Genomic DNA, 26,695 nt, shown 5'->3' on the forward strand with positions numbered 1-26,695 from the left:
AAGCAGCATGACAGCGCTCAGCAACGAGGACAGCCCGGTCTACATCCGGCTGCGCGGCACCATCGCGGCGGGAATTCTGCGCGGAGATTATCGCGCCGGCGACCAGCTACCCTCCGTCCGGGCGTTCGCCGCCGAGCACGGCGCCAATCCGCTGACCGTGGCGAAGGCCTATCAGAGTTTCCAGGACGACGGCTATGTCGAGGTCCGGCGTGGCGTCGGCATGTTCGTACTGCCGGGCGCCGCCGAGAAGCTGCGCCGCGCGGAATGCGACAATTTCGTCCGCAACCAATGGCCGCGGATCAGGGACTATATCGACCTGCTCGGGCTCGATACCGCGGAACTGCTGGAGCGCGAGCGGGCCTGATCGCGCGCGTCGCGCAAATTTCACGCTCCCCGATCGCGGGGGCAGCGGGGCCGTTCAGAACAGCCCCAGGCCTTCGACCTCCTCGCGGGTCAGGTCGATCCCGAACATCAGGCTCATGCGCATCCGGTAGACCCGCGGATCGGTGATCTCGGCCACGGTCTCGTCCGCGCCGGCGCGGCGGTGATAGCGCCGGTCGGTCAGCCCGGCGAGGCCATGCGGCAGCACGATGCTCGCGATCGTCAGATTGGTGAAGCGGCTGTCCGGCGCGGTCGACGTCCAGTGGTTCGACAGCCCGAGGTCCGACTCGAAGACTGCATCCGTGGTGAAGGCATATTGCGGCTGCCACCCCGGGCCGTTGCCGCGCCCGTCGGTCGATCCCGCGGCACCGTCGCGGTACAGCATCCAGCCCTCGCCCTCCTCGCGGGTCAGGCGGAAGCGTGCGCCGTCGGGCGCGGTCGCCTCGGCCCCGTCGACGAGCGGCATGACAGGCGCATAGCTGGCGCCGAAACCGGGGTCGGCGATCCAGTCCTGGCCCTCGATCGTGACCAGGCTCAACGTGTGCGTCAGCGGCGGTACCGCGCCGCCCGCCGCGGCGATGCCGAGCCACACGCGGGCGAGCAGCGGCCGCGCCGCGAAGCCCAGCGCCGCGAGCGCATCGAGGAACAGCCGGTTCTGCTCGAAGCAATAGCCACCCCGCTTGCCGGTCACGAGCTTGGCGAAGACCGAGGCGGAATCGATCGCGATGCCGCGCCCGAGGCGGACGTCGAGGTTCTCGAACGGGATTGCGAGGCGGTGCTCGCGCTGCAGGCGTCCCAGCCCCTCCGCGTCGGGCGTCACGCGGGCGGGCAGGTTGATGCGGGCGAGATAGGCGTCGAGATCGAACATGAGAGGCTCTTCGGGGGGATTTTCCTTTATGGCAAGGGCGCGGGGTCGTCTCCGGACGGAGACGATCCTTGTCGCACCGTCATCCCCGTGCGGGTGGGAACGACGGTGCGGTGGAGCGCTATTCCGCTCGGTGACGGCGGTCAGGCCGCGAACGCCTCCGCCGGCACGGCGTAGAGCACGTCGGCGCTGGCATTGGCGGCAGCCTGCAGGCCGAGCGCCTCGGGCACGATCTGATCGAGATAGAAGCGCACCGCCGCGCGCTTGACCGCCTGCGCCTGGTCGTCGCCGGTCGCGAGCCGCCCCTGTCGCTCCATCAGCCAGCCGCAGGTCGCGACCGACAGCATCGTCAGGAACGGATAGCTCGCCGCCAATTTGTCGTCGGCATCGGCCGTCGCCAGTCGGCGGCCGATCGCGTCGACCGCGTCGACCAGCGCGATGAGGTGCGCGTGCTGCGCTTCCGCGCGGATGTCGGCGATCAGCGCGGCAAAGGCGCCGCCGTTGTCCAGCCCCAGCTTCCGCCCGACCAGATCCGCCGCCTGGATGCCGTTCGTGCCCTCGTAGATCGGCGTGATGCGCGCATCGCGGAAATATTGCGCGGCGCCCGTCTCCTCGACGAAACCCATACCACCATGAACCTGGATACCCAAACTGGCGACCTCGTTGCCGATGTCGGTGCCATGTGCCTTGGCGAGCGGCGTGACGATCTCAAGCCGGTTCCTCGCCGCCGGATCGCCGAGGCCCGCGCGATCGACCTGCCCCGCCGCATAATAGACAAGCGCGCGGGCCGCCTGCGTCTGCGCCGTCATGCGCAGCAGCATCCGGCGGACGTCGGGATGCTCGACAATCCGCGACGGCTGGCCCGCGCGCGCGCCCTGCACGCGATCGAGGGCATAAGCGACCGCCTTCTGCGTCGCGCCTTCCGCCACCTGCACGCCCTGCAGGCCGACGTTGAGACGGGCATTGTTCATCATCGTGAACATCGCGCGGATGCCGCCGTGTTCGGGCCCGATCAGCTCGCCGACGCATTCGTCGTGATCGCCGAAGGACAGGACGCAGGTGGGCGAGGCATGCAGGCCCATCTTGTGTTCGATCGACACGACGCGCACGTCGTTAAACGCGCCTGGCGTGCCGTCTTCGTTCAGGCGAAACTTCGGGACGAGGAACAGACTGATGCCGCGCGTCCCCGGCGGCGAGTCGGGCGTGCGGGCGAGAACGAGATGGACTATGTTGTCGGCCATGTCGTGATCGCCGAACGAGATGAAGATCTTCGTTCCCTTGATCGACCACTTTCCGTCCCCGCGCGGCGTGGCGGTCGCGCGCAGCGCGCCGACGTCACTGCCCGCCTGGGGCTCGGTCAGGTTCATCGTGCCGGTCCAGGCGCCGGTGGCGAGATGGGGCAGATAGGTCGCCTGCTGCTCGGGCGTGCCGTGATGGATCAGCGCCTCGATTGCGCCGACGGTCAGCGTCGGGCAGAGCGCGAAGCCCATGTTGGCGGAGCCGAGCGTGTCGAGCACCGCGGTCTGGATGGCGAAGGGCAGGCCCTGCCCGCCCCATTCCTCCGGCACGCCGATCGTGCCCCAGCCGCCCTCGACATAGTCGCGATACGCCTTGATGAAGCTTTCGGGCATATGCACGCCGGCGGGCGTCCATTTGGCGCCAACCGTATCGCCCTCGCGGTTGAGCGGCGCCCATTCGCCCGCGGCGAATTGTCCGACGCCCTCCAGCACGGCATCGACGACATCGGGGCTGGCGGCGGCGTAGCGTGCATCGGCGGCCAGCTCGTCGATCCGGACGACGTGCTCCAGCACGAAACGCTGGTCGGCGACGGCGGGGCGGAAGGTCATGTTTCTCTCCTTGGATGCCCCGTTTATAGGCATCGAACATGGCCGATTCAAAACCGCGCATCTTACGCTACGGCATGGCCGCGGTTGCCGAAGCCGCGGCGCGAATCACCGCCGGCGAACCGGTCGCGGTGCCGACCGAGACAGTATACGGCCTCGCCGCCAATGCGACGAACGCACAGGCCGTCGCGCGCATCTATGCCGCCAAGGGCCGGCCGAGCTTCAACCCGCTGATCGTCCACGTCGCCGACCTGGCGGCAGCGGAGGCGCTGGCGGTGTTCGACGCGGACGCACGCCTGCTGGCGGAGCGGTTCTGGCCGGGGCCGCTAACCCTGGTGCTGCCGCTGCGTGCCGGCGCGCCTATCGCGTCGCTGGTGACGGCGGGGCTGACGACCGTCGCGCTCCGCGTGCCTCGGCACCGCGCGATGCAGGCGGTGCTGGCAGCGAGCGGACGACCGCTCGCCGCACCTTCCGCCAATGCGAGCAACGGCATCAGCCCGACCCGTGCAGAGCATGTCGCGGCGAGCCTCGGCACGCGGATCGGCCTGATCCTCGACGACGGGGCGACGGACGCGGGGCTGGAATCGACGATCCTCGCGGGTCGCACGCTATTGCGGCCGGGACCGATCGGCATCGGCGCCCTGCCCTTTCCGGTCGAGCGGCGCGGGGAACACGCCACGGTGACGGCGCCGGGCCAGCTGAAGACGCATTACGCCCCGACCAAGCCTCTGAGATTGAACGCGCTCGCGGCCGAAGACGACGAATGGCTGATCGGCTTCGGGGCCATTCGCGGCAATGAGTCGCTGTCGACGCGCGGCGATGTCGTGGAAGCGGCGGCGGGATTGTTCGACGCGCTGCACCGCGCCGATGCCGGCCCGGCTTCGCGTATCGCGGTGGCACCGATCCCCTCGGACGGGGTGGGCGAGGCGATCAATGACCGGCTGACGCGCGCGGCGCACCGCTGATCCCGCCTCTCCCCTCCTCGCGCCATGCCTGGCCGGCCCTCGCGATGGCTGCATGCGACGCGCCGAACCATGGCCGTTTTGGCGAAGCCAGCACGCCGGGCGGCCGCCGCGACGGCCGCCCGGTCATCATTTACGCGCTGACCGACGCTGCCTTCGAGCGTGCCTGGAAGCTCTTGCGCAGCTTCTGCAGCTTGGGCGGGATCACCGCCATGCAATAGGGATTGGAGCGACCCGAGGTTTCCCAATAGTCCTGATGATAGCCTTCGGCCGGGTACCATTCGGCCATCGGTTCGATCGTCGTCACGATCGGCGCCGACTGGTCAGCCTGCGCGCGTTCGATCGCCGCGCGCGCCTCGGCCGCCTGCGTATCGTCGGCCGGGAAGATGGCGGAGCGATATTGCGTGCCGATGTCATTGCCCTGTCGGTTGAGCTGCGTCGGGTCGTGCGTCGCGAAGAAGATCGCGAGCAGATCGCCATAAGTGATCTGCGCCGGGTTGAAGCCCACGCGGATCGCCTCCGCATGGCCGGTGTCGCCGCCGCACACCTGCTTGTAGGTCGGGTTGGGCACGGTGCCGCCGATATAGCCGCTCTCGACGCTTTCGACGCCGATCACGTCCTTGAACACGGCCTCGGTGCACCAGAAGCAGCCGCCCGCCAGCGTCGCATATTCGGTCATAATGAGGTCTCCTTTGCCTCCAAGATAGGATGCGGCTACCGCATCGCAACGTTGGGACGGGAAGCGCACTTATGGCGATCGACGGCAAGGTGATGGTGACGGGCGGCGCAGGCTACATCGGCAGCCATGCCGTTCTGGCGCTGTGCGATGCGGGCTATGACGTGGTCGTCGTCGATAATCTGGTGACCGGATTTGACTGGGCGGTCGATACGCGCGCGACCTTGGTCACGATGAACGTCGCCGATCCCGCGATTCGCGACATCATCCGCGCGCATGACATCCGGGCGATCATGCACTTCGCCGGATCGGTCGTCGTGCCGGAATCGGTGAGCGATCCGCTGAAATACTATCGGAACAACACCGCCGCGACGCGCGACCTGCTCGAGAGCGCGGTGGCGACCGGCGTCCGGCATTTCATCTTCTCGTCGACCGCGGCCACCTATGGCACGCCCGACAAGGTCCCGGTGGCGGAGGGCGATCCGAAGGCGCCGATCAACCCCTATGGCATGTCCAAGCTGATGACCGAGTTCATGCTGCGCGACACCGCCGCCGCGCACCCGATCAACTACTGCGCCTTGCGCTATTTCAACGTCGCCGGCGCCGATCCACAGGGACGGTCGGGACAGTCGACGATCGGCGCGACGCACCTGATCAAGATCGCGGTCGAGGCGGCGACCGGCAAGCGCAGCCATGTCGGCGTCTACGGCACCGACTTTCCGACACGCGACGGCACCGGCGTGCGCGACTATATCCACGTCAGCGACCTGGCCGCCGCGCATGTCGCGGCACTGAAGCTGCTGGTGGAGCGGCCGGCGGAAAGCCACACGCTCAACTGCGGCTATGGCCGCGGCTTCTCGGTCCTGGAGGTGCTCGACGCGGTCGACCGGGTGACCAATCGCACGATCGAGCGCCGGCTCGAAAGCCGCCGGGCCGGTGACCCGGCCGAACTCGTCGCCGACAATGCCGCGATCCTCGCGACGCTGCCATGGCGACCCCAGCGCGACGACTTGGACACGATCGTCCGCGACGCGGTGGCATGGGAGCGCAAGCTCGCGGATCGGGCGGGGTAGAGTCTTATCTACCTGGGTCGAATCAGTACCCGCCCAATCCGGCCTAACCGGATCGCAGGTCAGTCTCTCGCGGCGCGATCCAGGCGCTCACCCCCGATCGCACGGCGCGCGCCCGCCGTGGCGATCCACCAGCCGAGCGCCCACAGCGTGCCGAAGCTCCAGCCGCCGATCACGTCGCTCGGCCAGTGCACGCCCAGATAGACGCGGCTGGAGCCGATCGCCCCGACCAGCAGCACGGCGATGACGAGCAGGTAGCGACGGGTCGCCCGATCCGGCGTCACCTGACCACCGAGCGCGGCGAGGGTCAGGTAGATACAGGCGCTCGATGCGGCATGGCCGCTCGGGAAGCTATAGCCGGTGACATCGACAAGATGCGGGACGAGATCGGGTCGGGTGCGTACCGCGAGCCCCTTGACGAGGTCGACCATCATCCCCGCGGACAGGCTTGCCGCGCCGATCGCCAGCGCGGTCAGCCATAAGCGCTGCACCAGCAGCAGGCCGACGACCGCCACCACCACGATCGTCAGCACCACGCCTCCGCCCAGCGCGGTGATGTCGGCGGCGACCTTGGGCAACCAGGCGGGTCCATGCCAGGCGCGCAGCGAGACGAGAATGACGCGATCAAAGGCGAAGGGCCAGCGGCTGGTCGCGTAGCCACCTGCCAGCATCAGCGCGAGGCCGATCGCGATCACCCCCAGGCCGACGAGCAGCGGTGGAACGCGCCGCGGCGACGGCGCGACCTCGTGTCCGACGCGATGATCGTCCGTGTCCCTCATCCTTCCGATCCTTGCGCTGTGTGACCCACCGGTCCGATGGGGACGATCGATGGCAGGACGGGTTCCCTCGTCGTGCGGCCGGCAACCGTCGGGACATAGGGGCGCGGTAAGGGGGCCGCCGATGGTGGGTCCGCCGGGACTCGAACCCGGGACCTCTCGATTAAAAGTCGCTTGCTCTACCGACTGAGCTACGGACCCCTGCCATCGGCGCGTGCGGGGGCCTAGGCGCGCGGGCGCCGCCGGTCAATCCTTGCCGCCAATTGACGCACCGTCCGGCCGCGCAGAGGATGCCGCCAATCGGGGGCGATTTGACGCAGAGGCTGCAGCGCGAAGGCACGCTCCACGAGCCCATCGTGCGGCACGACCAGATGCCTCGTACACCAGCGCCCCCCCGACCAGAGCAGGATGTCAAGGTCGATCACCCGCGCGCCCCAGCGCCGTCCCCGCCGTCTGCCGAAGGCCGCCTCGATCCGCTTCAACCGCGCCAGCAGCTGGGGCGGTGTGTCGGTGCTCTCGATCAGGGCGGCAGCATTGGCGAAGCGGCGGATCGACGGGCCGAGCGGAGGCGTGACGATCACCGGCGAGACCACGAGCACGTCGCCGATCGCCGCCAACGCGGCCCGCACCTCGTCCGCGGGGCCGCCATGCCGCCCGCGGCGGTTGGACCCCAGGCCGATTGCATAGACCGTCTTCGTCACCATTGCGCCCCTCACGACCCACCCGTCACGAAGGATCGGCGCGGCGCCGGCACCGCTTCCCGGAACGTGCAACAGGTTCTAACGCAAAAGCCATGTCCATCGAAACCTCCGCCGATGCCGGGCCGCCCGCGCCGATCGCGCCACCCTTCACGCCCCTGCTCGCCATCGAGCCGCCGCGCGACTGCCCGCTTTGTCCGCGCCTGGTAGCCGTACGCGAAGAACTGCGCGCGGAACTACCGCAATGGTGGAATGCGCCGGTGCCTGCCGTTGGCGATCCCGACGCCTGGCTGGCGATCGTCGGCCTCGCCCCCGGCCGCCAGGGCGCCAACAGGACCGGACGACCGTTCACAGGCGACCGCTCTGGTCCGCTGCTCTACGACACGCTGACCGCCGCCGGCCTGGCGGAGGGAAGCTATACCGGCAAGGCGGACGAGGCGCTGACGCTCAAGGGCGCGATCATCCTCAACGCCGTCAAATGCTTGCCGCCGGAAAACAAGCCGACGCCGGAGGAGATTCGCACCTGCCGCCCCTTTCTGGAGGCGGAGCTGGCCGCACTCCCGAAGGTTCGGGTGGTCGTCGCACTCGGCCAGATCGCGCATCAGTCAGTGGTCAAGGCGATGGGCGGCAAGCTGCCCAAGGCGCGATTCGCGCACGGCGCCGAGCACCGGATGCCCGACGGCCGCATCATGCTCGATAGCTACCATTGCTCGCGTTACAACCAGAACACGGGTCGCCTGACTCCGGACATGTTCGCGGCTGTGTTCGCGCGCGCGGTGCAGCTGCCGCGCTGACCGACGCTGGCTCAGCCGTCCTGGACGAGCCGTCCGTACAGCTCGGGACGGCGGTCGCGGAAGAAGCCGAATGCTGCGCGGTGGCGACGGATGCGGGCGAGGTCCAGCGTCGCGGTGATCACGCCCTCCTCCTCCCGGCCCAGTTCGGCGAGGATGTCGCCGCGCTCGTCGGCGATGAAGCTTGTGCCGTAGAAGGTCTGGCCGCCCTCCTCTCCATTGGGCTCCACGCCGACGCGGTTGGCGGCGACGACGGGCACGACGTTGCTGACGGCATGACCGACCATCGCGCGCCGCCACAGCCTTGCCGTATCGAGGCTGGTATCGTGTGGCTCGCTGCCGATCGCGGTCGGGTAGAACAGGATTTCCGCCCCCATGAGCATTAACGCGCGGGCGGTTTCCGGATACCATTGATCCCAGCAGACGCCGACGCCGAGCATCCAGCCGGGCGCCTGCGGCGGCGCCGGCCAGACCTTGAACCCGGTGTTGCCGGGACGGAAATAGAATTTCTCCTCATAACCCGGCCCGTCGGGAATATGGCTCTTGCGATAGACGCCCTGGATCGCGCCGTCGGGTCCGATCATCGCCAGGCTGTTGTAATAATGCGGGCCGTCCGCCTCGAAGAAGCTGGTCGGGATGGTGACGCCCAGATCACGGGCCAGGGTCTGCATCGCCCGCACGGCCTTGTGGTCCTGTGTCGGGGCGGCATTGGCGAACAGGCCTTCGTCCTCGACGCGGCAGAAATATTCGCCCTCGAACAGTTCCGGCGGCAGGATCACCTGCGCCCCGCGCCCCGCCGCCTCGCGAACCAGACGGGTGACGTTGGCGATGTTCGCGTCGATATCGCTGGAAAAGCCGAGCTGCAGCGCGGCGACGGTGATTTCGGTCATGACAGGTCCTACAGGGTGACGCCGAATCGCGCGGCGATCGCAACGGTCGCGAGATAGAGCGCAACCGTGACAGCGCAACCGCCGCTGAGCGCCGGCCAGAAACCGATGCCGTGCCTCAGCAGCATCGGGATGACGAGGAACATCGGCAGCGACGGCACGACATACCAGAGGGTCGCCTGCGCGTGATCCGCCAGACGCACCGGATCGCGCGTGTCGTGCCACAGCCATATCATGCCCAGTACCGAAACGAGCGGCAGCGACGCGACCAGCGCTCCGGCCGCCGGATTGCGCCGCGCGATCATCGCGACCAGCGCGACGATGATCCCCGATACGGCGGCGCGGACGATCAGCGCCAGCATCGCACCGGGTGCGCTGGCATCATGCCGGCAGCCCCAGTCGCCACCGCAGCAAGCGCACGAAGGGGGCCGGATCGTCAAGGCGGAAGGCGATGGCCGCGACGGGCGGTTTCGCACCGAACAGGCCGCGCCGCGGCAGCGGCTCGCGCAGTCGGATCATCAGGTTCGGCCAGGCAAGCAGGCCGATGTTGAGCGTATCCGCCGCGCGGACGCGATCGCCCGCAGGCTCCACCTCGAACCCGGCGATGTCGGCAAAGGCGACTACCCGGTCCACGAGCGTCCCGACGCGCAGATGGACGCCGCTCGGCGTCAGCAGCACGGGGCGCAGCCGCAGCGACTTGATGACGCCGACGAGATAGACGAGCGACAGTTCGCCGATGACCGCCATGATGGTCGCGGCCGTGCGACTCCAGTGCGACACGACCAGATGCGTCACGCCGATCTCCATCATCGACAAGATGGTCATGGCCGTCATCATCGGCGCCAGCTGGCGGTGATAGGCGAAGCCGCGCGTTCCGTCCGGAATGTCCGCGGGTGCGCTCCAGCGGAATAGCGCGAGGTGGAGCAGCCGCATCTCCGCGATCAGCACGCGCGCGACCGCGGGGGGCAGCATCTCCGACAGCAGCACGCGCCAGCCGTCGGCGTCGCGCAAGTTGGTCCGCGGCAGCAGCGCGCCGACGCGGACGAGGCGCACGACGGCATGCACCGTGACGACCAGCATCATCGCCGCGGCAAGCCACGGGGTCGCGACGATCGCCCCGCGCAGCGGCGCGGGCGAGAGCATCCAGGCAGCGAAGGCGCCGCCCGCGAGCGTCGCGACCACCTGCCGCGGGAGCGGCCGTCCCCGGCGCGCAACCAGTCCGAGCGTCAGCGCGTCGCAGGCGATCCAGACGAACAGCAGCGCGGCGATACGGGGATGATCCAGCGCGGGGGCGGTGCGCGTCGCCATCGCCGCCGCCCCTAATGCGGTGATCGGCAGCATATGCGCCAGGATCGTCCGTCGCCGCGCCTGCTCCGTCGTGCCGATCGTCGCGAACGTCATCGCCGCCATCCCTCGCGTCGTCCCGCCCGAGGATCACCGCCCCGTACGCAGGTGCCCGGCAGGCTAGGCGTCCGGCGCGCGCCTGTCCATCACGCCGGGATCTGTTGACTGATGCAGTGGAAGCTGCCGCCGCCGGTCAGGATATGGTCCGCGCGCAGGCCAACGGCGGTCCGGTCGGGGAAGATCGCCTGGATCGCGGCGACGGCGGCCGCGTCGTTCTCGCTGCCGTACAGGGGCACGACCACCGCGGCGTTGCCGATGTAGAAATTCATGTAGCTTGCGGGCACGACCTCCTCGTCGCGCAGCACGCGCCCCGGCGAGGGGATCAGCACCACCTCCAGACCGGCAGCGCGCGCGTCGCGCTCGGCATGTTGAAACACCTGCCAATTGGGGTCGTTCTCCGCCGCCTGCGGCAAGGCGACGCGTCCCTCGCCGACGAACCGGGCGAGATTGTCGACATGGCCGTCAGTATGGTCGTTGAGCAGGCCGTCGCCGAGCCACACGATACGCGTGAAGCCCAGATCCTCGCGCAGTCGGCGCTCGATGTCCGCCTTGCTCATCGTCGGATTGCGATTGGCGTTGAGTAGGCATTGCTCGGTCGTCACAACGGTGCCCGCGCCGTCGCCGTCGATCGCCCCGCCCTCGAGCACCCAGTTGCAATAGCCGACCTTCGCGCCGATCGACCTGCCAAGCCGCAGCCCGATCGAATCGTCCCCCGGCAGATCGTATTTGCCGCCCCAGCCGTTGAAATCGAAGTCGGCCGCCTCGCCGTTATCGAGCAGGATCGGTGCGGTATCGCGCAGCCAGATGTCGCCGAACGGCTCTACCACCACCTGTGCGAAGGGCGCCATGCTCTCGGCGGCCGTACCTGCTTCCGCATCCGCCGCGACGAGGATCACCGCCTCCCCGCGTCCCTCGGCGTGGACGGCGCGCGCGAAGGCGACGACCTCCTCGCGCGCGGGAGCGAGATCGTCCACCCACAATTCGGGATGGCTGGGAAAGCCGATCCACACCGCCTTGTGCGGCGCCCATTCGGCCGGCGGCGTCGGACGGTTTGGGACGTTCGTCACGGCAAGGGTCACTGCGAAGCTCCTGCGCGGCTCTTGTCGCGGATCGCGCGGAATTCGTCGCCCGGCATCCAGTTGGGCCAGTCGCGCCCGTCCGCAAGATCGCGCGCGATCATGTAATAGAGCTGCACGTCCTGCTCCACCCCGCGCCAATCCCATTTGGGATCATATTCGTCCTGAGGAGCGTGATAACGATGCTCCTCGTAATCCTTGGCCGCCGCGGCGCCCGCCGCACGGCCGCCCGTCACCAGGTCCTGCCCGGTTTCGAAATAGACCATCGGCACGCCATGCTTCGCCAGGCTGAAATGGTCGGAGCGATAGTAGAAGCCCTTTTCCGGCGTCGGCTCGGGCGTGGCGGTGCGGCCTTGCCGCTTAAGCGCCGCGTTCAGATAGCGGTCGAGTTCCGACTTGCCCGGGCCGATGACGATCACATCCTTTGCCGGTCCGTACATCGCCAGCGCGTCCATATTGGCGCCGCCGACCGTCTGGCTGAGCGGATAGATCGGGTTGTCGCCGTAGTAAGCGGAGCCGAGCAGCCCCGATTCCTCCGCGGTCAGCGCGACGAACACCATCGAGCGGCGGGCCGGTCCCGCCTTGGCATTGGCCTGGGCCAGCGCAACGAGTGCCGCGGTGCCGTCCGCATTGTCGATCGCGCCGTTGCAGATGCCGTCGCCGTTGACCGGCGTGCAATGACCCAGATGGTCCCAATGCGCCGACAGCAGCACATATTCGTTCGGCGCCTCGCGCCCCGACAGGATACCGACGACATTGTGCGACACCTGCTTGGTGATGTCGTTGTCGAACGAGACGGACGCCTTGACGCCCAGCGGGACCGCCTTGAACCCCTTGACCTTGGCGGCGGCGGCGAGCTGGTCGAAGTCCTTGCCCGCGCTGGCGAACAGCGCGCGCGCCTTGTCCAGCTGCATCCATCCGTGCGCGGCGGTATCGTCCATGTGGCCGTTGGCGGCGTCCGCGACATGCGCTGGTCCGGTGTTGCTCGACCGGACGACGTTCCAGCCATAGGCGGCGGGTTCGGTCTGATGGACGATGATCACCGCGGCCGCGCCCTGGCGCGCCGCTTCCTCATATTTATACGTCCAGCGCCCGTAATAGGTCATCGCGCGGCCGTTGAAGGGGCCGTTCAGATCCTTCTGCTGCCAGTCGGGATCGTTGATCAGCACGATCACCGTCTTCCCCTTCACGTCGAGGCCGGCATAGTCGTTCCAGCCCTGTTCAGGCGCGACGATGCCATAGCCGGCGAAGACGACGTCGCTGTCCTTCACGTCGATATGCGGCGTGACGCGATAGGTGCCGACGACCATGTCCGGGCCGTAGGCTAGGCTGAGCGGGGTCTTGCCACCGGTGATGGTGAGCGGCGTCACGTTCTTGGCAGTGATCTCGACCAGCGGCACGTCCTGCAGCCACTTGCCCTCGTTGCCGGGCTTGAGCCCCGCCTTCTCGAACTGCTGCTGCAGATAGGCGAGCGTCTTGGTCTCGCCCGCGCTGCCCGGCGCGCGTCCTTCGAACGCGTCCGACGACAGAGTCTTGGTAACCTCCTTCATCGTCTCGACGGAGATTTGCGGCAGGGTCTGCGCAGTGGCGGGCGCCGCGGCGGCGAAGAGGAGGGCGGCGAGGAAAGGACGGCGCATCAGGAACTCCGGCATGGCGACATGCCGCGTCTTGTGCCGCGAGGTGGGGGGCTTGTCCACGTTCGTAATCCCCGCGCGTCGCGCCCCGGCGCTATCCCGGCAGCGGGCGGGATGTGCCCTTGCCCCTTGACCACGAAAAAAGGCGGCCCCGACGGGACCGCCCTTTTCGATCGACCGCCGAACGGCGCCGTGGCGCCGCCGGTTGGCCTCGCCTTTGCTCAACTTAGCGCGAGTAGAACTCGACCACCAGGTTCGGCTCCATCTTCACCGGATAGGGCACCTCGTCCAGCGTCGGGACACGGACCAGCGAGACCTTAGCGTTGCCGTCGGCGGCGACGTAATCGGGAACATCACGCTCGGCCAGGCCCTGCGCCTCGAGCACCAGCGCCATTTCCTGCGCTTTCTTGCCCAGCGAGATCTCGTCGCCGACGTAGCAGCGGCGCGACGCGATGTTGCACTTCACGCCGTTGACGCGGATGTGGCCGTGGCTGACGAGCTGGCGCGCGGCGAAGATCGTCGGCGCGAACTTGGCGCGATAGACGATCATGTCGAGACGCTGCTCGAGCAGGCCGATCAGGTTCTGGCTGGTGTCGCCCTTCATGCGCGCCGCCTCGGTGTAGCAGGCGCGGAACTGCTTCTCGGTGACGTCGCCGTAATAGCCCTTGAGCTTCTGCTTCGCGCGCAGCTGCAGGCCGAAGTCGGAAACCTTGCCCTTGCGACGCTGGCCATGCTGGCCCGGGCCATATTCACGCTTGTTGACGGGGCTCTTCGGGCGGCCCCAGATGTTCTCGCCCATGCGCCGGTCGAGCTTGTACTTGGCGCTTGCACGCTTCGACATAATGATTCCTTGGCAACTACAACGACGTGATCCTGCAGCTTGGGCCGCAGGGGTGGTCCCGGTATCGCGCTGCTGGTCTCCAACAAGGAGGGCAGGCCCGCCGCTTCACCGGGATGCGGGGGCGGTTGCGAAGGCGCGCGCCTAGCGGGCGGGACGCGCGAAGTCAAGCTGGACAGGATGATGCCGCCCCGGCACAGGCGGGCGCATGACGACGATCCTCGCCGGCCCCGACTGCACCACCATGACCGAGGTCCGCGCCGGTGTCGACGCGCTCGATCGCGAGCTGGTCGCGTTGCTCGCGCGCCGATTCGCCTATATGGACGCGGCCGCGCGCATCAAGCCGCAGCGCGGTCACGTCCGCGACGAGGCGCGCAAGGCGCAGGTGATCGCCAATGCGCGCGCCGAGGCGGTGCGGCTCGGCGTGCCCGAAGAGGCTGTCGGCGAGCTGTGGGAGCTGCTGGTCGAGGCGTCGATCGCCTACGAACTCTCAGCGTTCGACCGGCGGGGCGGCTGATCGGTCCGCCGTTTTAATGCGGGGCGCGGCGCCGCGACGCGCTCGCCCGGTGCCCGCTCCTCCGCCGTGCCCCGGACTTACGGCTTGCGGAACTTGTAGACGAACTGGTCGGTGTGGCCGCGGATGGCGGGGTCGAACACCGGCTTGCTGTGGTCGTCGGCGGGGTTGGCCAGCACCTTGCTTTCGCCGACGAAGCGGAAGCCGACCGATTCGACTTGCCGGCGTACCAGGGTCGGATCGATGCGATGCTTGGTGCGGGTGTTGGCGAGGCCGGTGCCGGCGGCATCGGCGTGATCGATGATCACATAGGTGCCGCCCTTCTTGAGCAGCTTGTACACGGCGGTGTCGAAGGCGCGCAGCACCGGCTCGCCCGCGCCCGCATTGGGCACGTCGTGGTAGTTCTGCACGGTCCAGAACAGGTCGACCGGCTGCGGCGCCGTCGGCAGGTTGGTCGGCTGCACCTCCGCGGTCACGTTGGCGAGGTTGCGGGCCTTGAGCGCGGTGAGGCTCTTGTCGGCGCGCGCCGCCGCCGCGGCGGGCCAATAGGCGAAGACCTTGCCCTTGGGACCAACGACGCCGCTGAAGATGCGCGTCCAATAGCCGCTGCCCGGCAGGTAATCGATCACGGTGTCGCCCGGCTTGGCGCCGGAGAAGGCGACGACGGCCGCCGCCTGGCGCCGTTCGTCGTCACCCTGCTGGTCGACGCGGGCCGGATCGGCGAGCGCGCGCGCCACCATCCCGCCGGACGCGGGCGCCTTCGACGCATTCGTCTGCGCCTCGAGGCCCTGGGTCGTCGCCGCTCCCGCCAGCGCCATGACCGCCACCGCACCGATCCACCGCATCATCCGTCTCCATCGCTGGTTTGCGCCGTTCGCTACACTAAATGAATGCGATGAGCGATATCCGCGACGCGATCCAGGATCAGGTGCATCGGCTGGTCGGCTTCGGCGACGGCGGCGTCGACCTAAGCCGGCCGCCGGGTGACGACGGCCTGTTCGGCCCCGCCTCCGCTGCATGGCGGGTCCATGGCGACTTCACCGCGATGATGGCCGGCGGCGTCGCCGCCCTGCTGCTGCAGATGCTGCATCCCGGCGCGCTGGCGGGCGTGTGGGATCATTCGAACTTCCGCCAGGACATGCTTGGCCGGCTGCGCCGCACCGCACAGTTCATTTCCGGCACCACCTATGGCGCGACGGCGACGGCGGAGGCGCTGATCGACCGGGTCCGATCGATCCACGATCGCGTCGCCGGCACGTTACCGGACGGGACGCCATACAGCGCCAACGATCCCGCACTGCTGACCTGGGTGCATGTCGCAGAAGTCGCGATGTTCCTCGCCGCCTATCGCCGCTATCGCGACCCCGACGTGTCCGGGGCGGAACAGGACCGCTATCTGGCAGAGATGGCGACGCTCGGCGAACGGCTGGGCGCAACCGACGTGCCGCGTTCGCGCAACGAGGTGGAGGCCTATTTCCGCTCTGTACGCCCGCAACTGCGCGCCGACCACCGCACGCGCGAAGTGGCACGGGCCCTGATGCGGCAGCAGCCTGCCAGTGCGACGCTTGCCCCGGCGCAGGCCCTGATGCTCGAAGGCGGCATCGCGCTGTTGCCCGACTGGGCGCGGGCGATGCACGGTCTCGGCCGATCGCCGATCCACCGCCCGGTGGTGCGGGCGGGGATGGCGGGTGTCGGATCGGTGCTGCGCTGGGCGCTTACGGACGGGTCGGCGAAGCGCGCCCGGGCGCAATAGCGCTCCCTCCCCGCCGGCGTGACGCGCCGATCAGCCCTTGCGCGCGACCTGGAAGCCCGCAAACGATTGGCTGACGGGCATCAGTTCCAGCGAATTGATGTTAAGATGCGGCGGAAGCGTCGCGATCCACAGCACGGTCGCGGCGATGTCCTCGGCCGTCATCGGCTCAGCGCCGGCATAGAGCGTATCGGATGCCTGCTTATTGCCGCCGGTGCGCACCAGGGTGAATTCCGTCTCGACCATTCCAGGCTCGATCGAGGCGACGCGGACGCCGGTGCCGTGCAGGTCGGACCGTAGGCCGAGCGTGAATTGCTTCACGAACGCCTTCGTCCCGCCATAGACGTTGCCGCCGGTATAGGGGTAGGTGGCGGCGACCGACGACAGGTTGATGATCCCGCCCTTGCGTTCGATCAGCGTCGGCAGCAGCCGGTGCGTGATCGCCACCAGGGCGGTGACGTTGGTGTCGATCATCGTGCGCCAGTCGGCGAGGCTCGACTCCTGCGCGGGCTTGGTGCCGAGCGCGAGACCCGCATTGTTGACGAGCAGGTCGATCCCGCGGAATCCTTCGGGCAGCGCCTCGATCGCCGCCCCTGCCGCGTCCGCATCGCGCACGTCGAAGGCGGCGGTGTGGACCCGGCCGTCGAAGGCGGCGGCAAGCGCCTCGAGCCGGTCGGCACGACGGCCGGTAGCGACGACCTGCCACCCGGCGCCTGCCAGCGCGCGAACGGTGGCGGCGCCGATCCCGGCAGTGGCGCCGGTGACGAGTGCGGTCTTCATGTCTGCCTCCCTTGCCCGGGCATGATGATGGCCCGGCATGATCGTGGACTCGCCGCCATCCCGGATCGGTCCGGGACGGCGCGCGCGGTCAGACGTCGAGGTTCGCGACGTTCAGCGCATTGTCCTGGATGAATTCGCGTCGCGGCTCGACCACCTCGCCCATCAGCTGGGTGAAGATCATGTCCGCGGCCGAGACGTCGTCGCTGGTGACGCGCAGCATCGACCGGTTCGCGGGATCGAGCGTGGTTTCCCACAATTGCTCCGCGTTCATCTCGCCCAGCCCCTTGTAGCGCTGGATCGACAAGCCCTTGCGCCCCGCCGCCAGGATGGCGTCGAGCAACTGCGACGGGCGCGCCACGCGCGACTCGCCGCGCGCGAGCGTGGTCGGCACCTGCGCCTCCTCGTCGGTCGGATCGTCCGAAGCCTCGGCATGGCCCTTCATCGGCACCAGCTTGCCCGCGGCGGCGAAGCTGTCCGCCTCCTCGCTCGCCAGCGTGTGCAGCTTGCGCGCCTCCGCACTCGCCAGGAAGGTCGCCTCGACGATGTGATGATCGGTGACGCCGCGCCACAGCCGTTCGAAGTGGATGCCGCCATCCTCGGTCAAGCGCGCGGTCCAGGTCGCCTCGTCGTCGCCCGCGTCGAGCCGGCGGGTCACTTCCGCGACGCTCGCCCCGCGCTGGTCGCGCGTGAACGTCGGGTCGAGCGCGCCGCCCAGCGCAAGCACCTCGATGATCGAGGGATCGTAGCGGCGCGGCACGTAGCGCATCAGCGTGCGCATGCGCCGCGCATGATCGACCAGCGCCTTGAGATCGCCGCCGGAGCGCGGCCCGCCTGCGGTCTCGAACACCATCGAGCCGACGCCCGCCTCGACGAGATAATCGTCGAGCGCGGCATCATCCTTCAGATAGACTTCCGAACGGCCGCGCGTCGCCTTGTACAGCGGCGGCTGCGCGATGAAGAGATGCCCGCGTTCGATCAACTCGGGCATCTGCCGATAGAAGAAGGTCAGCAGCAACGTGCGGATATGCGCGCCGTCGACGTCCGCGTCCGTCATGATGACGATCTTGTGATAGCGCAACTTGTCCGCGTTGAACTCGTCGCGGCCGATGCCCGTGCCCATCGCCTGGATCAGCGTGCCGATCTCCTTCGAAGAGATCATCCGGTCGAAGCGCGCGCGCTCCGTGTTCAGGATCTTGCCGCGCAGGGGCAGGATCGCCTGGAAATGCCGGTCGCGTCCCTGCTTGGCCGAACCGCCCGCCGAATCGCCCTCGACCAGGAACAGCTCTGACTTGGCCGGGTCCTTTTCCTGGCAATCGGCGAGCTTGCCAGGCAACGAGGCGATGTCCATCACGCCCTTGCGCCGGGTCAGTTCGCGGGCGCGCTTCGCTGCTTCGCGCGCCGCGGCGGCGTCGATGATCTTGGCGACGATCGCCTTGCCGTGCGCCGGATTCTCCTCGAGATATTCGGCGAGCTTGTCCGCCATCAGGCTTTCGAGCGGTGCGCGCACCTCCGACGAGACGAGCTTGTCCTTGGTCTGGCTGCTGAACTTCGGATCGGGCAGCTTGACCGAGACGATCGCGGTCAGGCCCTCGCGCATGTCGTCGCCGGTCAGCGTCACCTTCTCCTTCTTCAGGAGCCCGGATTTTTCGGCGTAGTTGTTGAGCGTGCGCGTCAGCGCGGCGCGGAACGCCGCGATATGCGTGCCGCCGTCCCGCTGCGGGATGTTGTTGGTGAAGGCGAGGACGTTCTCGTAGTAGCTATCGTTCCACTCCAGCGCCACGTCCATGCCGATCGCGTCGCGTTGGCCGCTGATCGCGATCGGTTCGGGCATCAGCGGCGTCTTCGACCGATCCAGCCACTTCACGAACGCGGCGATGCCGCCCTCGTAATAGAGCTCGACGGTCTTGGGCTCATCGTGCCGCGCATCGGTGAGGAACAGGCGGACGCCCGAATTGAGGAAGGCGAGCTCACGATAGCGATGCTCGAGCTTGTCGAAATCGAATTCGGTGATCTTGAACGTCGCCGGGCTCGGCAGAAAGGTGACGCGCGTCCCCTTCTGGCCCGGCGCTGCCTGGCCGACCACGCGCAGCGGCGCGACGGCATCGCCATGGGCGAAGCGCATGTAATGCTCCTCGCCGTCGCGCCAGATCGTCAGGTCGAGATGTTCGGACAGCGCGTTGACCACCGACACGCCGACGCCGTGCAGACCGCCGGACACCTTATAGGCATTGTCGTCGCTGGTATTCTCGAACTTCCCGCCCGCGTGCAGCTGCGTCATGATGACTTCGGCCGCCGACACGCCCTCTTCGGGATGGATGCCGGTCGGGATACCCCGACCGTTGTCGGTCACGCTGACCGAGCCGTCGGCGTTGAGCTGGATGTCGATCCGGTCGCAGTGGCCCGCGAGCGCCTCGTCGATCGCATTGTCGCTGACCTCGAACACCATGTGGTGGAGGCCCGATCCGTCGTCGGTGTCGCCGATGTACATGCCCGGCCGCTTGCGCACCGCATCGAGGCCCTTCAGCACCTTGATCGAGGAGGCGCCGTATTCGCTATTCTGAGGTTCTGCCATGGCAGCCGATATAGGGAGCGGGTGCCTGTAACGAAAGCGAAATGGGACCAGGCACGCCCGCCGTCATCCCGGTTTTCGCCGGGATGACGGGGCTGCAAGCCGTTCCGGTCAGTAGCGAGCGAATTCCGTCGCGCGGCGGCCGAGCAGGGTGACTTCCACGCGCCGGTTCTGGCGCATACCCGCGGCGGTCGCATTGGTGGCAACAGGATCGCGTTCGCCATGGCCGGCGACGCTGAACCGCGCGCGCGTCACGCCCATCTGATCGAAGGCGGCACGGACGCTGGCGGCGCGACGCTCGGAAAGGTCCTGGTTGTGCGCGTCGGTGCCGCGGCTGTCGGTATAGCCGTCGATCGCGACGCGTATGCCGGGGTTGGCGCGCAGATAGGCGGCGAGCGGTCGCAGCTTCTCGATCGCGCCGGGGCGCAGCCGGTCGCTGTCAGTCGCGAACAAGACGTCTTCGGACAGCGTCAGCGTCGCCCCGCGCGGCGTCTGACGGAAGCCGTAGTCGTGCATCGCCTGGCGGTCCCAGCCGCCTGGCGCTCCACGCTCGATGATCGTCGTCCGCTCTTCCACCACCGTTCCCCGGCGGGTCGCATCCCAGTCAAAGCGGTCGCGACGCGGCCCCGCCGCCTGCGCAAAGGCGCGATTGGCGGCGTCCGCCTCGCGCGGGGACAGGATCCCATCATGATTCCAGTCGAAGTTGCGCATCACGAAAGCCCGCCCGCGCGGATTTTCGCGCAGCTCCGGAAACAGCATGCGCACGCCCGGTCCCACCAGGCGATACGGCCGGTCGCCGGGACCCCAATCCCAGCGGCCCTGCTCACCTCGGCCCTGCGCGCTCGCGGGCGTGGCGATGCCCGCCACCAGGGCGGCGGCGGTCGCGGCGGCAGTGATCAGCATCTTCATGGCGATTGTCTCCTTCTCGTCCCCGCTCTGAGCCGGGGAAACGTGACCGAAACGCCGTGAACACGCGATGAGCCGCACCGACAGGAGGGGTTCAGCCGCCACCCAGCGCGATACGGGTCGCCTCCGCCCCGATCGCCTCGAACAGCGCGGGTTCGGTCCCCGTCATCCACACCTGTCCCCGACCGGCCAAGCGTTCGAACAACGCGGCGCGGCGGCGCGGATCAAGATGCGCGGCCACCTCGTCCAGCAGCAGCACCGGCGGGCGGCCGACGCGCGCCGCGACCAATTCGGCATGGGCGAGAACGATGCCGAGCAGCAGCGCCTTCTGCTCGCCGGTCGACGACAAGGCCGCAAGCTGCCGCTTGCCGAGATGCGTGACGACGAGATCGCTGCGATGCGGGCCGACCAGCGCGCGCCCCGCCGCCGCATCGCGGGCGCGTCCCGTCCGCAGGTCGTCGAGCAGGCGGTCGGCACCGCCCTGCCATCCCTCCAGCAAAATTCCGGCGCGCGCGAACGGACCTTCCGGCTGCTCCGCCAGCGCGTCAGCGAGGAGGTCGACGGTGTTGCGCCGCGCAACTTCGAGCCGCTCGCCATGCTCCGCCATCTGCGCCTCGAGCGCCGCGAGCCATGCCGGATCGGGACGCCCCTCCTCGGCAAGCAGGCGGTTCCTCGCGCGCATCGCCGCCTCGTAGCGCGCGGCATGCTGGCCGTGCGCCGGGGTCAGCGCCAGCGTCAGACGATCGAGGAACCGCCGCCGCTCGCCCGCGGGCTCGACGAACAGCCGATCCATCGCGGGGGTCAGCCACAGGACGGTGATCCATTCCGTCAGCGCATTGGCAGTGGCCGCCGCGCCCTGGATGCGCGTCAGCCGCCGGTCGGGCGCGCTGGCCAGAGCTCCGGTCGCCAGTTCGACGTCCTCGCCGCCCAGCATCGCCGCAACGCCGAAGCCGCCGGGGCCGCCCTGCCGCGCCATGTCGGCGAGCGGCGCGCGGCGCAGCCCGCGTCCCGGCGCGAGCAGCGACACCGCCTCCAGCACGTTGGTCTTGCCGGCGCCGTTCTCGCCCGTCAGCAGGACGAAGCCCGGACCGGGCGTCAGCAGCAGCGCCGCATGATTGCGAAAGTCGGTCAGGGCGAAGCGCGACAGCATCGCGCCTGCGCCTAGCAGGATTGGCGCCGCTTAGGCGAGCGCGGCGGCGCGTTCCTTCATCGCACTGGCATAGGACGACAATTGCTCGCCCAGTTCGACCTGCGCGCGCTTGTAGGCGGCCGGCTCGGCGATCCGCAGCCGGTCGCGCGCCGCGTCGAGCGGCTCGTCCATCAGCGCCTCATAATCCTCACCCAGCAGCCACGCGGCGCGCTTGCCATTGCGATAGCCTTCGATCACCGCCTTGGCGAACAGCCGGTTGCCCGTGACCCGCAGCGACTTGAGCGCCGCCCCGCCGGCGATGAACGCCCAGCCCAGGCCCCGCGTCTGCGCATAGGAGAAGGCGACGAGGCACGCCTCGCCCATCGTCTCGTCGGCCTTGTAGCCGGTCAGCACATGCCAGATGTCGTGGACGTCCCGCGTGCGCCGCCCCATCCAGGCATAGGGATGCTCGACGTCGACGTCGCTGGGCTCGGCGCGGCTGACCTCGACCAGCCCGTCGGCCGAATAGCCCGTCGTCTCCAGGAAGTCGCGATAGGCGGCTCCGACCGTTCCGGGCTTGAACCCCGCGACCCAATCGCGATCGGAGAAACGCCGCGCCAGCTCGACCTGACGCACCGCCATCCGGCCGCCGTCGGCGCTAGCGATCAGCCGGCCATAAGCCGCCGCCGTGTCGCCGACGTTGAGCGCGCGCATGATGCGGAACACCTGCGTCGTGTCGTCGCCGTTCGCGAGCAGCGTGCGCAGCGCCCCGAAGGCGACTCGCCACTGACGGCGGCCGGTCGTGCCGGGGAAGGGGGGAAGCTTGGCCATCGGACTCGGGCTCCTACTTACAACAATGTCAGTATATCGTCGGTCTTCCCCGAAAACAAGAAGGGCCGCTCCTGTCGGAACGGCCCTCCACAATCGCCAGGTCGAGCCGCCGCGGCGGCTGCCCGTATTGCCGTCACACCCGCATCGGCATCAGCACGTAGAGCGCGGGCGCCTTGTCGTTCTCGCGGATCAGCGTCGGCGCCGCGGCGTCGGCCAGGTGTACCTCCACCGTATCGCTGTCGATCTGCCCGAGAATGTCGAGCAGGTAGCGGCTGTTGAACCCGATCTCGAACGGCAGCGCGGTATAGTCGCCGGGGACTTCCTCCGCCGCGGTGCCGTTTTCCGGGCTGGTGACCGACAGCGTGATCCGATCGCGGTCCAGCGCCATCTTGACCGCCCGCGTCTTTTCCGTCGCGATGGTCGAGACGCGGTCGACGCCTTCCATGAAGCTCTTGGGGTCGAGCTTCAGGATCTTGTCATTCGCGGTCGGGATGACGCGGCTGTAATCGGGGAAGGTGCCGTCGATCAGCTTGGAGGTGAGGATCGCGCTGCCGAGATCGAAGCGGATCTTCGTCCCGGACAGCGAGACGCCGACCGAACCGTCGACCTCGTCGAGCAGCTTGCGCAGCTCCGCGACGCATTTGCGCGGCACGATGACGTCGGGCATGCCCGCGGCACCCTCCGGGCGCGGCAGCGTGACGCGGGCGAGGCGGTGGCCGTCGGTAGCGGCGGCCTTCAGCGTCGGCTCGCTGCCGTCATCGGCGACGTGCAGGAAGATGCCGTTCAGATAATAACGCGTCTCCTCGGTGGAGATCGCGAACCGCGTCTTGTCGATGATCTGCTTCAACGTTTCCGCCGGAATCTCGAACTGCGTCGGCAGCTCGCCCTCGGCGATCACGGGAAAATCGTCGCGCGGCAGCGTACCCAGGCTGAAGCGCGCGCGCCCCGCGACGATCGTCATCCGCCCCTCGGCCGCCGTCAGCTGGACCTGCGCGCCCTCCGGCAACTTGCGCGCGATGTCGAACAGCGTGTGCGCCGACACGGTGGTCGCGCCCGGCTGGTCGACCGCCGCCTGGACCGATTCGTTGATCTGGAGATCGAGATCGGTCGCCATCAGCCGCAGTGCGCCCTCGACCGTCGCCTCGAGCAGCACGTTCGACAGGATGGGAATGGTGTTGCGGCGCTCCACCACCGACTGGACATGGCTCAGCCCCTTGAGGAGCGTCGCGCGTTCGATCGTCGCCTTCATGATAGTAAAACCCCCGTCCCCCGAGTCCGGGGCGTGTCCATCCATAGCTCTACCCACGAAAAAGGGATCGGAGCAAGCACTCCGACCCCTCCCCCGATTCCGGTTAACGCGGCGTTAGCGCGGGCGGCTTTCCACGACGCCGGCCAGCACCGCCGCTCGCTCAGAAACGCATGCCGACGCCGGCGACGATCTGGTGCCGATCAGCGTCGATGTCGTAGCTGCCCACCGAGCCGTTGGCGCGGCCGTAGTTGGAATAGCGGTACTCGCCCTTGATGTAGGTATTCGCGCCCATCTGATGCTCCAGCCCCGCGCCGAGGCGGAAGCCGTCGAGGTCGGTATGGTCGCGCACCTCGGTCGTGCCGCTGGTGTAGCGCGTGTCGATGCGCGCGTTGGTGTAGCCGCCCTTGGCATATGCGAGCGTCGTCGGGTTGAGCGGGAAGCCGACGCGCGCGCCGAGATAGACGTCGCGCCCCATGCCGACGCGGAAGCGATCGCCCTGGCTGACGAAATTGTCGGTGCGCGCGTCGGTGGTCGATCCGGTCAGTTCGCCCTCGGCGCCGACGACCAGATTGTTTAGCTGCACGTCGTAACCGACGCCGCCGCCATAGACCAGGCCGTCGCTCGACCCGTGACCGTCCTTCAGCGCGTCATAGCCCGCGACGCCTTCGATGCGCAGACCGGTGAACGGTGCCCCCGTGGTCTGCGCCGCGGCGGGGAACGCGGACAGGGCTGCGCCGGCAAGGGCGACGGAAAGGATGAGGTTACGCATGACGATACTCCGTTACAAAAGATGCTGTTCACACACGCCCGACCGTCTCGCGGCGCGGGGACGGATCCAATGGGCCAGCGCTGCTGTCGTTGCATGAACCTCACCTAAACGCGCAAAGCCGTTGCTTTTCGGCCACAGCCGGGGACACAGAGAGGTCATGAGCCACGCCGATACGCCGCGCCGCGGGCGCGATTTCATCGCCCGTCACGGCGAAACCGTGTTCAACGCCGCGCAGCGTCTGCAGGGCGATGCGCCGCACACGCCGCTGACCCGTGCGGGCTTCGCGCAGGCCGACGAGATCGGCACAGTTTTGCGCAACCTGTTGGGTGCACGTCCCGCTCTGGCTTTATGGGCGTCGCCGACCGGCCGCGCGTTGCAGACCCTGGCGGTGATCGCCGAGCATCTCGAGCTCGATTGGCATGCGGCATGCACCGATCCGCGCCTGATCGAGATCGGCATGGGCAGCTGGGGCGGCCGCTATTATGCGGATGTGATCGGAGAGGTCGGCCCGGTCGTCACCCCCGACGGTTTGCTGCGGCCGGCGGCGGATGGCGAGGATTATCCGGCCATCGCCGCGCGTGTCGCCGGCTGGCTTGCGGCGACGCACGACGATCCGGGCGATCGGCTGGTGATCAGCCACGGCATCACCAGCCGCGTCCTGCGCGGCGTGATGACGGGGGCGCCGGTGCATCCTGCATTCGCCACGCCGATCGCTCCCGGCCTGCCGCAGGGATCCCTCGTCATGGTCGAGGGCGCGCGCGAGTCGCTGGTGCATCGCGGCACCGGACACGCGCCGACGTGATCGCGCGGCTGCTGCCGGCCATGCTGCTGCTTGCCGTGCCGGCCGCGGCGCGCGAGACGATCGGCGTTTATCAGGGCTGGGGCGCGTTCCGGGATGCGACGCCGGCGCGCTGTTTTGCCATTGCACGCCCGGTGCGCGCGGGCGGTCGCGCCGGAGGCTGGACGAGCGTCGGGACCTGGCCGGGCGGCCCGTTGCGCGCGTCGCTGCACGTGCGCCTGTCGCGCGCCCGCGATCGTTCGGCACCGGTGACGTTGACTGTCGGTGAGCGGCGCTTCGCGCTCGTCGCCAACACGCGCGACGCCTGGGCGGCCGACGCGCCAAGCGATCGCGCGATCGTCGCGGCGCTGCGCGGCGGCCGCAGCATGAGCGTCGAGGCGGTCGCGCCGGGCGGCGCCCCCTTCGCCGACGTCTACCGTCTTGCCGGTGCCGCAACCGCCATCGACGCGGCGGGAATCGCCTGCCTCGGCGCATAAAGGCAAGATCGGCCGAGCCGTCCGCGCCGCGGGGCGGCTATCGCGTCGATCGCCACGACACGGGGAATGGGATGAACACGAAGACGACCCGTCGCTATCACGAGCGGATGCACAGGGTGCTCGATCATATCGAACGGCATCCCGACGCCGATCTGTCGCTCGACCGGCTGAGCGCGCTCGCCGCTTTCTCCCCGCATCATTTCCATCGCCAGTTTACCGCCTACCTCGGCCTGCCGCTCCATCGGTACGTCCAGCTGTCGCGATTGGAGCGTGCGTCGCACCGGCTCGCCTATCGCGCGGGCGAAACCGTCACGACGGTCGCGCTCGACGCGGGCTATGGCGCGCCAGATGCCTTCGCCCGCGCCTTCCGGGCGCGGCTGGGCCAGGCGCCGGCAGCCTTCCGCGCCGCGCCCGACTGGGCATCGTGGCATGGGGCACTTGCGCCGCTCACCCTCGCCAGGAGAAACTTGGTGACCGTTCCCACCCCCGCCGATGTCGTGGTCGTCGATCGCTCCGCCGTTCCGGTCGTCGTTCTGGAGCATCGCGGCGATCCCGCTCGGCTCGGGGAGACGATCCGCCGCTTCATCGCCTTCCGCAAGACCAACCATCTGCCGCCCGCGCGGCACGATACCTATAATCTCTTCCATACCGATCCGGAGGCTGTGGCGCCGGCGGACCACCGCCTCGGCCTTGCGGTCGCCACCGATCACCTCCCCACCGACGAGGAACGCGCCGCCGGCTTCCACCGCGACGTCGTCCCGGCCGGACGCGCCGCCATGCTGCGCGTGGTCGGCGGCGACGCCGCGCTCGCGGCAGCGGCCCTCGTGCTGTATCGCGACTGGCTGCCGCCGAGCGGCGAAGCCCCTGCCGACGCGCCGCTCTATGGCCGACGCCTGTCCTTCTTTCCCGACGTGCCCGAGAGCGAGGCGATGATGGAACTCTACCTGCCCCTGCGCTGAGCCTTTCCGGGCGGGAGTGGAAATCACGGCCGTTTTCGCCTATGTGCGCGGGCATGCTGACA

At 68.7% G+C, this 26,695-nt stretch carries 28 protein-coding genes and 1 tRNA gene; 9 read left to right on the forward strand and 20 right to left on the reverse strand.

Annotation, left to right across the window (positions count from 1 at the left end; genetic code table 11):
- Positions 1–7: 7 nt before the first annotated feature.
- The gene (locus tag RF701_RS10380; protein WP_210357605.1) at positions 8–364 is read left to right on the forward strand and encodes a GntR family transcriptional regulator; all 357 of its coding nucleotides are present in this window, start codon (positions 8–10) and stop codon (positions 362–364) included.
- Positions 365–418: 54 nt separating this feature from the next.
- Here the strand turns inward: RF701_RS10380 and RF701_RS10385 are convergent, their stop codons facing one another.
- Complete coding sequence (locus tag RF701_RS10385; protein WP_210357604.1) at positions 419–1,249, reverse strand: arylamine N-acetyltransferase; 831 nt, start codon at positions 1,247–1,249, stop codon at positions 419–421.
- 140 nt (positions 1,250–1,389) lie between these two features.
- Positions 1,390–3,093 carry an acyl-CoA dehydrogenase gene (locus tag RF701_RS10390; RefSeq protein ID WP_308814915.1) on the reverse strand — a complete coding sequence of 568 codons (1,704 nt, stop codon included), beginning with the start codon at positions 3,091–3,093 and terminating at the stop codon, positions 1,390–1,392.
- Between the two features lie 38 nt (positions 3,094–3,131).
- Between RF701_RS10390 and RF701_RS10395 the strand changes: the two genes are divergently transcribed.
- Positions 3,132–4,055: an L-threonylcarbamoyladenylate synthase gene (locus RF701_RS10395; protein ID WP_308814916.1), complete on the forward strand. Its 924-nt coding sequence runs from the start codon at positions 3,132–3,134 to the stop codon at positions 4,053–4,055.
- Positions 4,056–4,185: 130 nt separating this feature from the next.
- Here RF701_RS10395 and msrA read toward each other — a convergent pair whose 3' ends face one another.
- Complete coding sequence (gene msrA, locus RF701_RS10400) at positions 4,186–4,731, reverse strand: peptide-methionine (S)-S-oxide reductase MsrA (protein ID WP_308814917.1); 546 nt, start codon at positions 4,729–4,731, stop codon at positions 4,186–4,188.
- A gap of 71 nt (positions 4,732–4,802) precedes the next feature.
- Between msrA and galE the strand changes: the two genes are divergently transcribed.
- Positions 4,803–5,801: a UDP-glucose 4-epimerase GalE gene (gene galE, locus RF701_RS10405; protein WP_210357601.1), complete on the forward strand. Its 999-nt coding sequence runs from the start codon at positions 4,803–4,805 to the stop codon at positions 5,799–5,801.
- 59 nt (positions 5,802–5,860) lie between these two features.
- On the opposite strand, the gene RF701_RS10410 is transcribed toward galE, so the two are convergent.
- The 3 genes from RF701_RS10410 to folK form a co-directional block, all read right to left on the reverse strand.
- Positions 5,861–6,577: a phosphatase PAP2 family protein gene (locus RF701_RS10410; RefSeq protein WP_210357600.1), complete on the reverse strand. Its 717-nt coding sequence runs from the start codon at positions 6,575–6,577 to the stop codon at positions 5,861–5,863.
- Between the two features lie 122 nt (positions 6,578–6,699).
- A tRNA-Lys gene (locus RF701_RS10415) sits at positions 6,700–6,775 on the reverse strand.
- 23 nt (positions 6,776–6,798) lie between these two features.
- Entirely contained in the window at positions 6,799–7,275 is a 477-nt protein-coding gene (folK, locus tag RF701_RS10420; protein WP_308814918.1) for a 2-amino-4-hydroxy-6-hydroxymethyldihydropteridine diphosphokinase, read from the reverse strand.
- Positions 7,276–7,367: 92 nt separating this feature from the next.
- Between folK and RF701_RS10425 the strand changes: the two genes are divergently transcribed.
- Positions 7,368–8,066 carry a uracil-DNA glycosylase gene (locus RF701_RS10425; RefSeq protein WP_308814919.1) on the forward strand — a complete coding sequence of 233 codons (699 nt, stop codon included), beginning with the start codon at positions 7,368–7,370 and terminating at the stop codon, positions 8,064–8,066.
- 11 nt (positions 8,067–8,077) lie between these two features.
- Here RF701_RS10425 and aguB read toward each other — a convergent pair whose 3' ends face one another.
- The 6 genes from aguB to rpsD all read right to left on the reverse strand — a co-directional run bounded on the left by aguB (position 8,078) and on the right by rpsD (position 13,905).
- Positions 8,078–8,953 carry an N-carbamoylputrescine amidase gene (aguB, locus tag RF701_RS10430; protein ID WP_308814920.1) on the reverse strand — a complete coding sequence of 292 codons (876 nt, stop codon included), beginning with the start codon at positions 8,951–8,953 and terminating at the stop codon, positions 8,078–8,080.
- A gap of 8 nt (positions 8,954–8,961) precedes the next feature.
- Positions 8,962–9,312: a DUF3147 family protein gene (locus tag RF701_RS10435; RefSeq protein WP_210357596.1), complete on the reverse strand. Its 351-nt coding sequence runs from the start codon at positions 9,310–9,312 to the stop codon at positions 8,962–8,964.
- A gap of 19 nt (positions 9,313–9,331) precedes the next feature.
- Positions 9,332–10,351, reverse strand: coding sequence for a hypothetical protein (locus RF701_RS10440; RefSeq protein ID WP_308814921.1), 1,020 nt, complete (start codon positions 10,349–10,351; stop codon positions 9,332–9,334).
- A gap of 89 nt (positions 10,352–10,440) precedes the next feature.
- Positions 10,441–11,433 (reverse strand): agmatine deiminase family protein, encoded by a 993-nt coding sequence (locus RF701_RS10445; protein ID WP_308814922.1) that lies wholly within the window; start codon positions 11,431–11,433, stop codon positions 10,441–10,443.
- Positions 11,430–13,067, reverse strand: coding sequence for a M28 family metallopeptidase (locus tag RF701_RS10450; protein ID WP_308815653.1), 1,638 nt, complete (start codon positions 13,065–13,067; stop codon positions 11,430–11,432). The genes RF701_RS10445 and RF701_RS10450 overlap by 4 nt, the downstream gene beginning before the upstream one ends.
- A 223-nt stretch (positions 13,068–13,290) precedes the next feature.
- Positions 13,291–13,905: a 30S ribosomal protein S4 gene (rpsD, locus tag RF701_RS10455; protein WP_203309242.1), complete on the reverse strand. Its 615-nt coding sequence runs from the start codon at positions 13,903–13,905 to the stop codon at positions 13,291–13,293.
- A gap of 205 nt (positions 13,906–14,110) precedes the next feature.
- Between rpsD and RF701_RS10460 the strand changes: the two genes are divergently transcribed.
- Positions 14,111–14,419 (forward strand): chorismate mutase, encoded by a 309-nt coding sequence (locus RF701_RS10460; RefSeq protein WP_288935127.1) that lies wholly within the window; start codon positions 14,111–14,113, stop codon positions 14,417–14,419.
- A 77-nt stretch (positions 14,420–14,496) separates the two neighbouring features.
- Here RF701_RS10460 and RF701_RS10465 read toward each other — a convergent pair whose 3' ends face one another.
- Positions 14,497–15,261, reverse strand: a complete 765-nt coding sequence (locus RF701_RS10465) for a class I SAM-dependent methyltransferase (protein ID WP_203309371.1) — start codon at positions 15,259–15,261, stop codon at positions 14,497–14,499.
- Between the two features lie 50 nt (positions 15,262–15,311).
- On the opposite strand from RF701_RS10465, the gene RF701_RS10470 reads away from it, so the two are divergent.
- Positions 15,312–16,169: an oxygenase MpaB family protein gene (locus RF701_RS10470; protein ID WP_308814923.1), complete on the forward strand. Its 858-nt coding sequence runs from the start codon at positions 15,312–15,314 to the stop codon at positions 16,167–16,169.
- 30 nt (positions 16,170–16,199) lie between these two features.
- Here RF701_RS10470 and RF701_RS10475 read toward each other — a convergent pair whose 3' ends face one another.
- The 7 genes from RF701_RS10475 to RF701_RS10505 form a co-directional block, all read right to left on the reverse strand.
- Positions 16,200–16,946 (reverse strand): SDR family NAD(P)-dependent oxidoreductase, encoded by a 747-nt coding sequence (locus tag RF701_RS10475; RefSeq protein ID WP_308814924.1) that lies wholly within the window; start codon positions 16,944–16,946, stop codon positions 16,200–16,202.
- An 88-nt stretch (positions 16,947–17,034) separates the two neighbouring features.
- Positions 17,035–19,518, reverse strand: coding sequence for a DNA topoisomerase (ATP-hydrolyzing) subunit B (gene gyrB / locus RF701_RS10480; protein ID WP_203309238.1), 2,484 nt, complete (start codon positions 19,516–19,518; stop codon positions 17,035–17,037).
- A 108-nt stretch (positions 19,519–19,626) separates the two neighbouring features.
- Positions 19,627–20,424, reverse strand: a complete 798-nt coding sequence (locus RF701_RS10485) for an OmpA family protein (protein ID WP_308814925.1) — start codon at positions 20,422–20,424, stop codon at positions 19,627–19,629.
- A 91-nt stretch (positions 20,425–20,515) separates the two neighbouring features.
- Entirely contained in the window at positions 20,516–21,571 is a 1,056-nt protein-coding gene (gene recF, locus RF701_RS10490) for a DNA replication/repair protein RecF (protein WP_308814926.1), read from the reverse strand.
- 30 nt (positions 21,572–21,601) lie between these two features.
- Complete coding sequence (locus RF701_RS10495) at positions 21,602–22,381, reverse strand: Coq4 family protein (RefSeq protein WP_308814927.1); 780 nt, start codon at positions 22,379–22,381, stop codon at positions 21,602–21,604.
- A gap of 133 nt (positions 22,382–22,514) precedes the next feature.
- Positions 22,515–23,630, reverse strand: coding sequence for a DNA polymerase III subunit beta (gene dnaN / locus RF701_RS10500; protein ID WP_210357587.1), 1,116 nt, complete (start codon positions 23,628–23,630; stop codon positions 22,515–22,517).
- Between the two features lie 160 nt (positions 23,631–23,790).
- Entirely contained in the window at positions 23,791–24,399 is a 609-nt protein-coding gene (locus RF701_RS10505; protein ID WP_308814928.1) for an outer membrane beta-barrel protein, read from the reverse strand.
- A 157-nt stretch (positions 24,400–24,556) separates the two neighbouring features.
- Here RF701_RS10505 and RF701_RS10510 point away from each other — a divergent pair, with 157 nt between their 5' ends.
- The 3 genes from RF701_RS10510 to RF701_RS10520 all read left to right on the forward strand — a co-directional run bounded on the left by RF701_RS10510 (position 24,557) and on the right by RF701_RS10520 (position 26,633).
- Positions 24,557–25,201, forward strand: coding sequence for a histidine phosphatase family protein (locus RF701_RS10510; protein WP_308814929.1), 645 nt, complete (start codon positions 24,557–24,559; stop codon positions 25,199–25,201).
- Between the two features lie 20 nt (positions 25,202–25,221).
- On the forward strand, positions 25,222–25,674 hold the full coding sequence (locus RF701_RS10515) for a hypothetical protein (protein WP_374758650.1): 453 nt from the start codon (positions 25,222–25,224) through the stop codon (positions 25,672–25,674).
- 71 nt (positions 25,675–25,745) lie between these two features.
- The gene (locus RF701_RS10520; protein WP_308814931.1) at positions 25,746–26,633 is read left to right on the forward strand and encodes a GyrI-like domain-containing protein; all 888 of its coding nucleotides are present in this window, start codon (positions 25,746–25,748) and stop codon (positions 26,631–26,633) included.
- Positions 26,634–26,695 lie beyond the last annotated feature (62 nt).

This window comes from Sphingomonas sp. GV3 (assembly GCF_031082075.1).
GTDB classification, from domain to species: domain Bacteria; phylum Pseudomonadota; class Alphaproteobacteria; order Sphingomonadales; family Sphingomonadaceae; genus Sphingomonas; species Sphingomonas beigongshangi.

Coding starts and splice junctions, on each gene's coding strand:
- RF701_RS10380 (WP_210357605.1), top strand. CDS start 8: ATGACAGCGCTCAGCAACGAGGACAGCCCGGTCTACATCCGGCTGCGC.
- RF701_RS10385 (WP_210357604.1), bottom strand. CDS start 1,249: ATGTTCGATCTCGACGCCTATCTCGCCCGCATCAACCTGCCCGCCCGC.
- RF701_RS10390 (WP_308814915.1), bottom strand. CDS start 3,093: ATGACCTTCCGCCCCGCCGTCGCCGACCAGCGTTTCGTGCTGGAGCAC.
- RF701_RS10395 (WP_308814916.1), top strand. CDS start 3,132: ATGGCCGATTCAAAACCGCGCATCTTACGCTACGGCATGGCCGCGGTT.
- msrA (WP_308814917.1), bottom strand. CDS start 4,731: ATGACCGAATATGCGACGCTGGCGGGCGGCTGCTTCTGGTGCACCGAG.
- galE (WP_210357601.1), top strand. CDS start 4,803: ATGGCGATCGACGGCAAGGTGATGGTGACGGGCGGCGCAGGCTACATC.
- RF701_RS10410 (WP_210357600.1), bottom strand. CDS start 6,577: ATGAGGGACACGGACGATCATCGCGTCGGACACGAGGTCGCGCCGTCG.
- RF701_RS10425 (WP_308814919.1), top strand. CDS start 7,368: ATGTCCATCGAAACCTCCGCCGATGCCGGGCCGCCCGCGCCGATCGCG.
- aguB (WP_308814920.1), bottom strand. CDS start 8,953: ATGACCGAAATCACCGTCGCCGCGCTGCAGCTCGGCTTTTCCAGCGAT.
- RF701_RS10435 (WP_210357596.1), bottom strand. CDS start 9,312: ATGCTGGCGCTGATCGTCCGCGCCGCCGTATCGGGGATCATCGTCGCG.
- RF701_RS10440 (WP_308814921.1), bottom strand. CDS start 10,351: ATGACGTTCGCGACGATCGGCACGACGGAGCAGGCGCGGCGACGGACG.
- RF701_RS10450 (WP_308815653.1), bottom strand. CDS start 13,067: ATGCGCCGTCCTTTCCTCGCCGCCCTCCTCTTCGCCGCCGCGGCGCCC.
- rpsD (WP_203309242.1), bottom strand. CDS start 13,905: ATGTCGAAGCGTGCAAGCGCCAAGTACAAGCTCGACCGGCGCATGGGC.
- RF701_RS10460 (WP_288935127.1), top strand. CDS start 14,111: ATGACGACGATCCTCGCCGGCCCCGACTGCACCACCATGACCGAGGTC.
- RF701_RS10465 (WP_203309371.1), bottom strand. CDS start 15,261: ATGCGGTGGATCGGTGCGGTGGCGGTCATGGCGCTGGCGGGAGCGGCG.
- RF701_RS10470 (WP_308814923.1), top strand. CDS start 15,312: ATGAGCGATATCCGCGACGCGATCCAGGATCAGGTGCATCGGCTGGTC.
- RF701_RS10475 (WP_308814924.1), bottom strand. CDS start 16,946: ATGAAGACCGCACTCGTCACCGGCGCCACTGCCGGGATCGGCGCCGCC.
- gyrB (WP_203309238.1), bottom strand. CDS start 19,518: ATGGCAGAACCTCAGAATAGCGAATACGGCGCCTCCTCGATCAAGGTG.
- RF701_RS10485 (WP_308814925.1), bottom strand. CDS start 20,424: ATGAAGATGCTGATCACTGCCGCCGCGACCGCCGCCGCCCTGGTGGCG.
- recF (WP_308814926.1), bottom strand. CDS start 21,571: ATGCTGTCGCGCTTCGCCCTGACCGACTTTCGCAATCATGCGGCGCTG.
- RF701_RS10495 (WP_308814927.1), bottom strand. CDS start 22,381: ATGGCCAAGCTTCCCCCCTTCCCCGGCACGACCGGCCGCCGTCAGTGG.
- dnaN (WP_210357587.1), bottom strand. CDS start 23,630: ATGAAGGCGACGATCGAACGCGCGACGCTCCTCAAGGGGCTGAGCCAT.
- RF701_RS10505 (WP_308814928.1), bottom strand. CDS start 24,399: ATGCGTAACCTCATCCTTTCCGTCGCCCTTGCCGGCGCAGCCCTGTCC.
- RF701_RS10510 (WP_308814929.1), top strand. CDS start 24,557: ATGAGCCACGCCGATACGCCGCGCCGCGGGCGCGATTTCATCGCCCGT.
- RF701_RS10515 (WP_374758650.1), top strand. CDS start 25,222: ATGCTGCTGCTTGCCGTGCCGGCCGCGGCGCGCGAGACGATCGGCGTT.
- RF701_RS10520 (WP_308814931.1), top strand. CDS start 25,746: ATGAACACGAAGACGACCCGTCGCTATCACGAGCGGATGCACAGGGTG.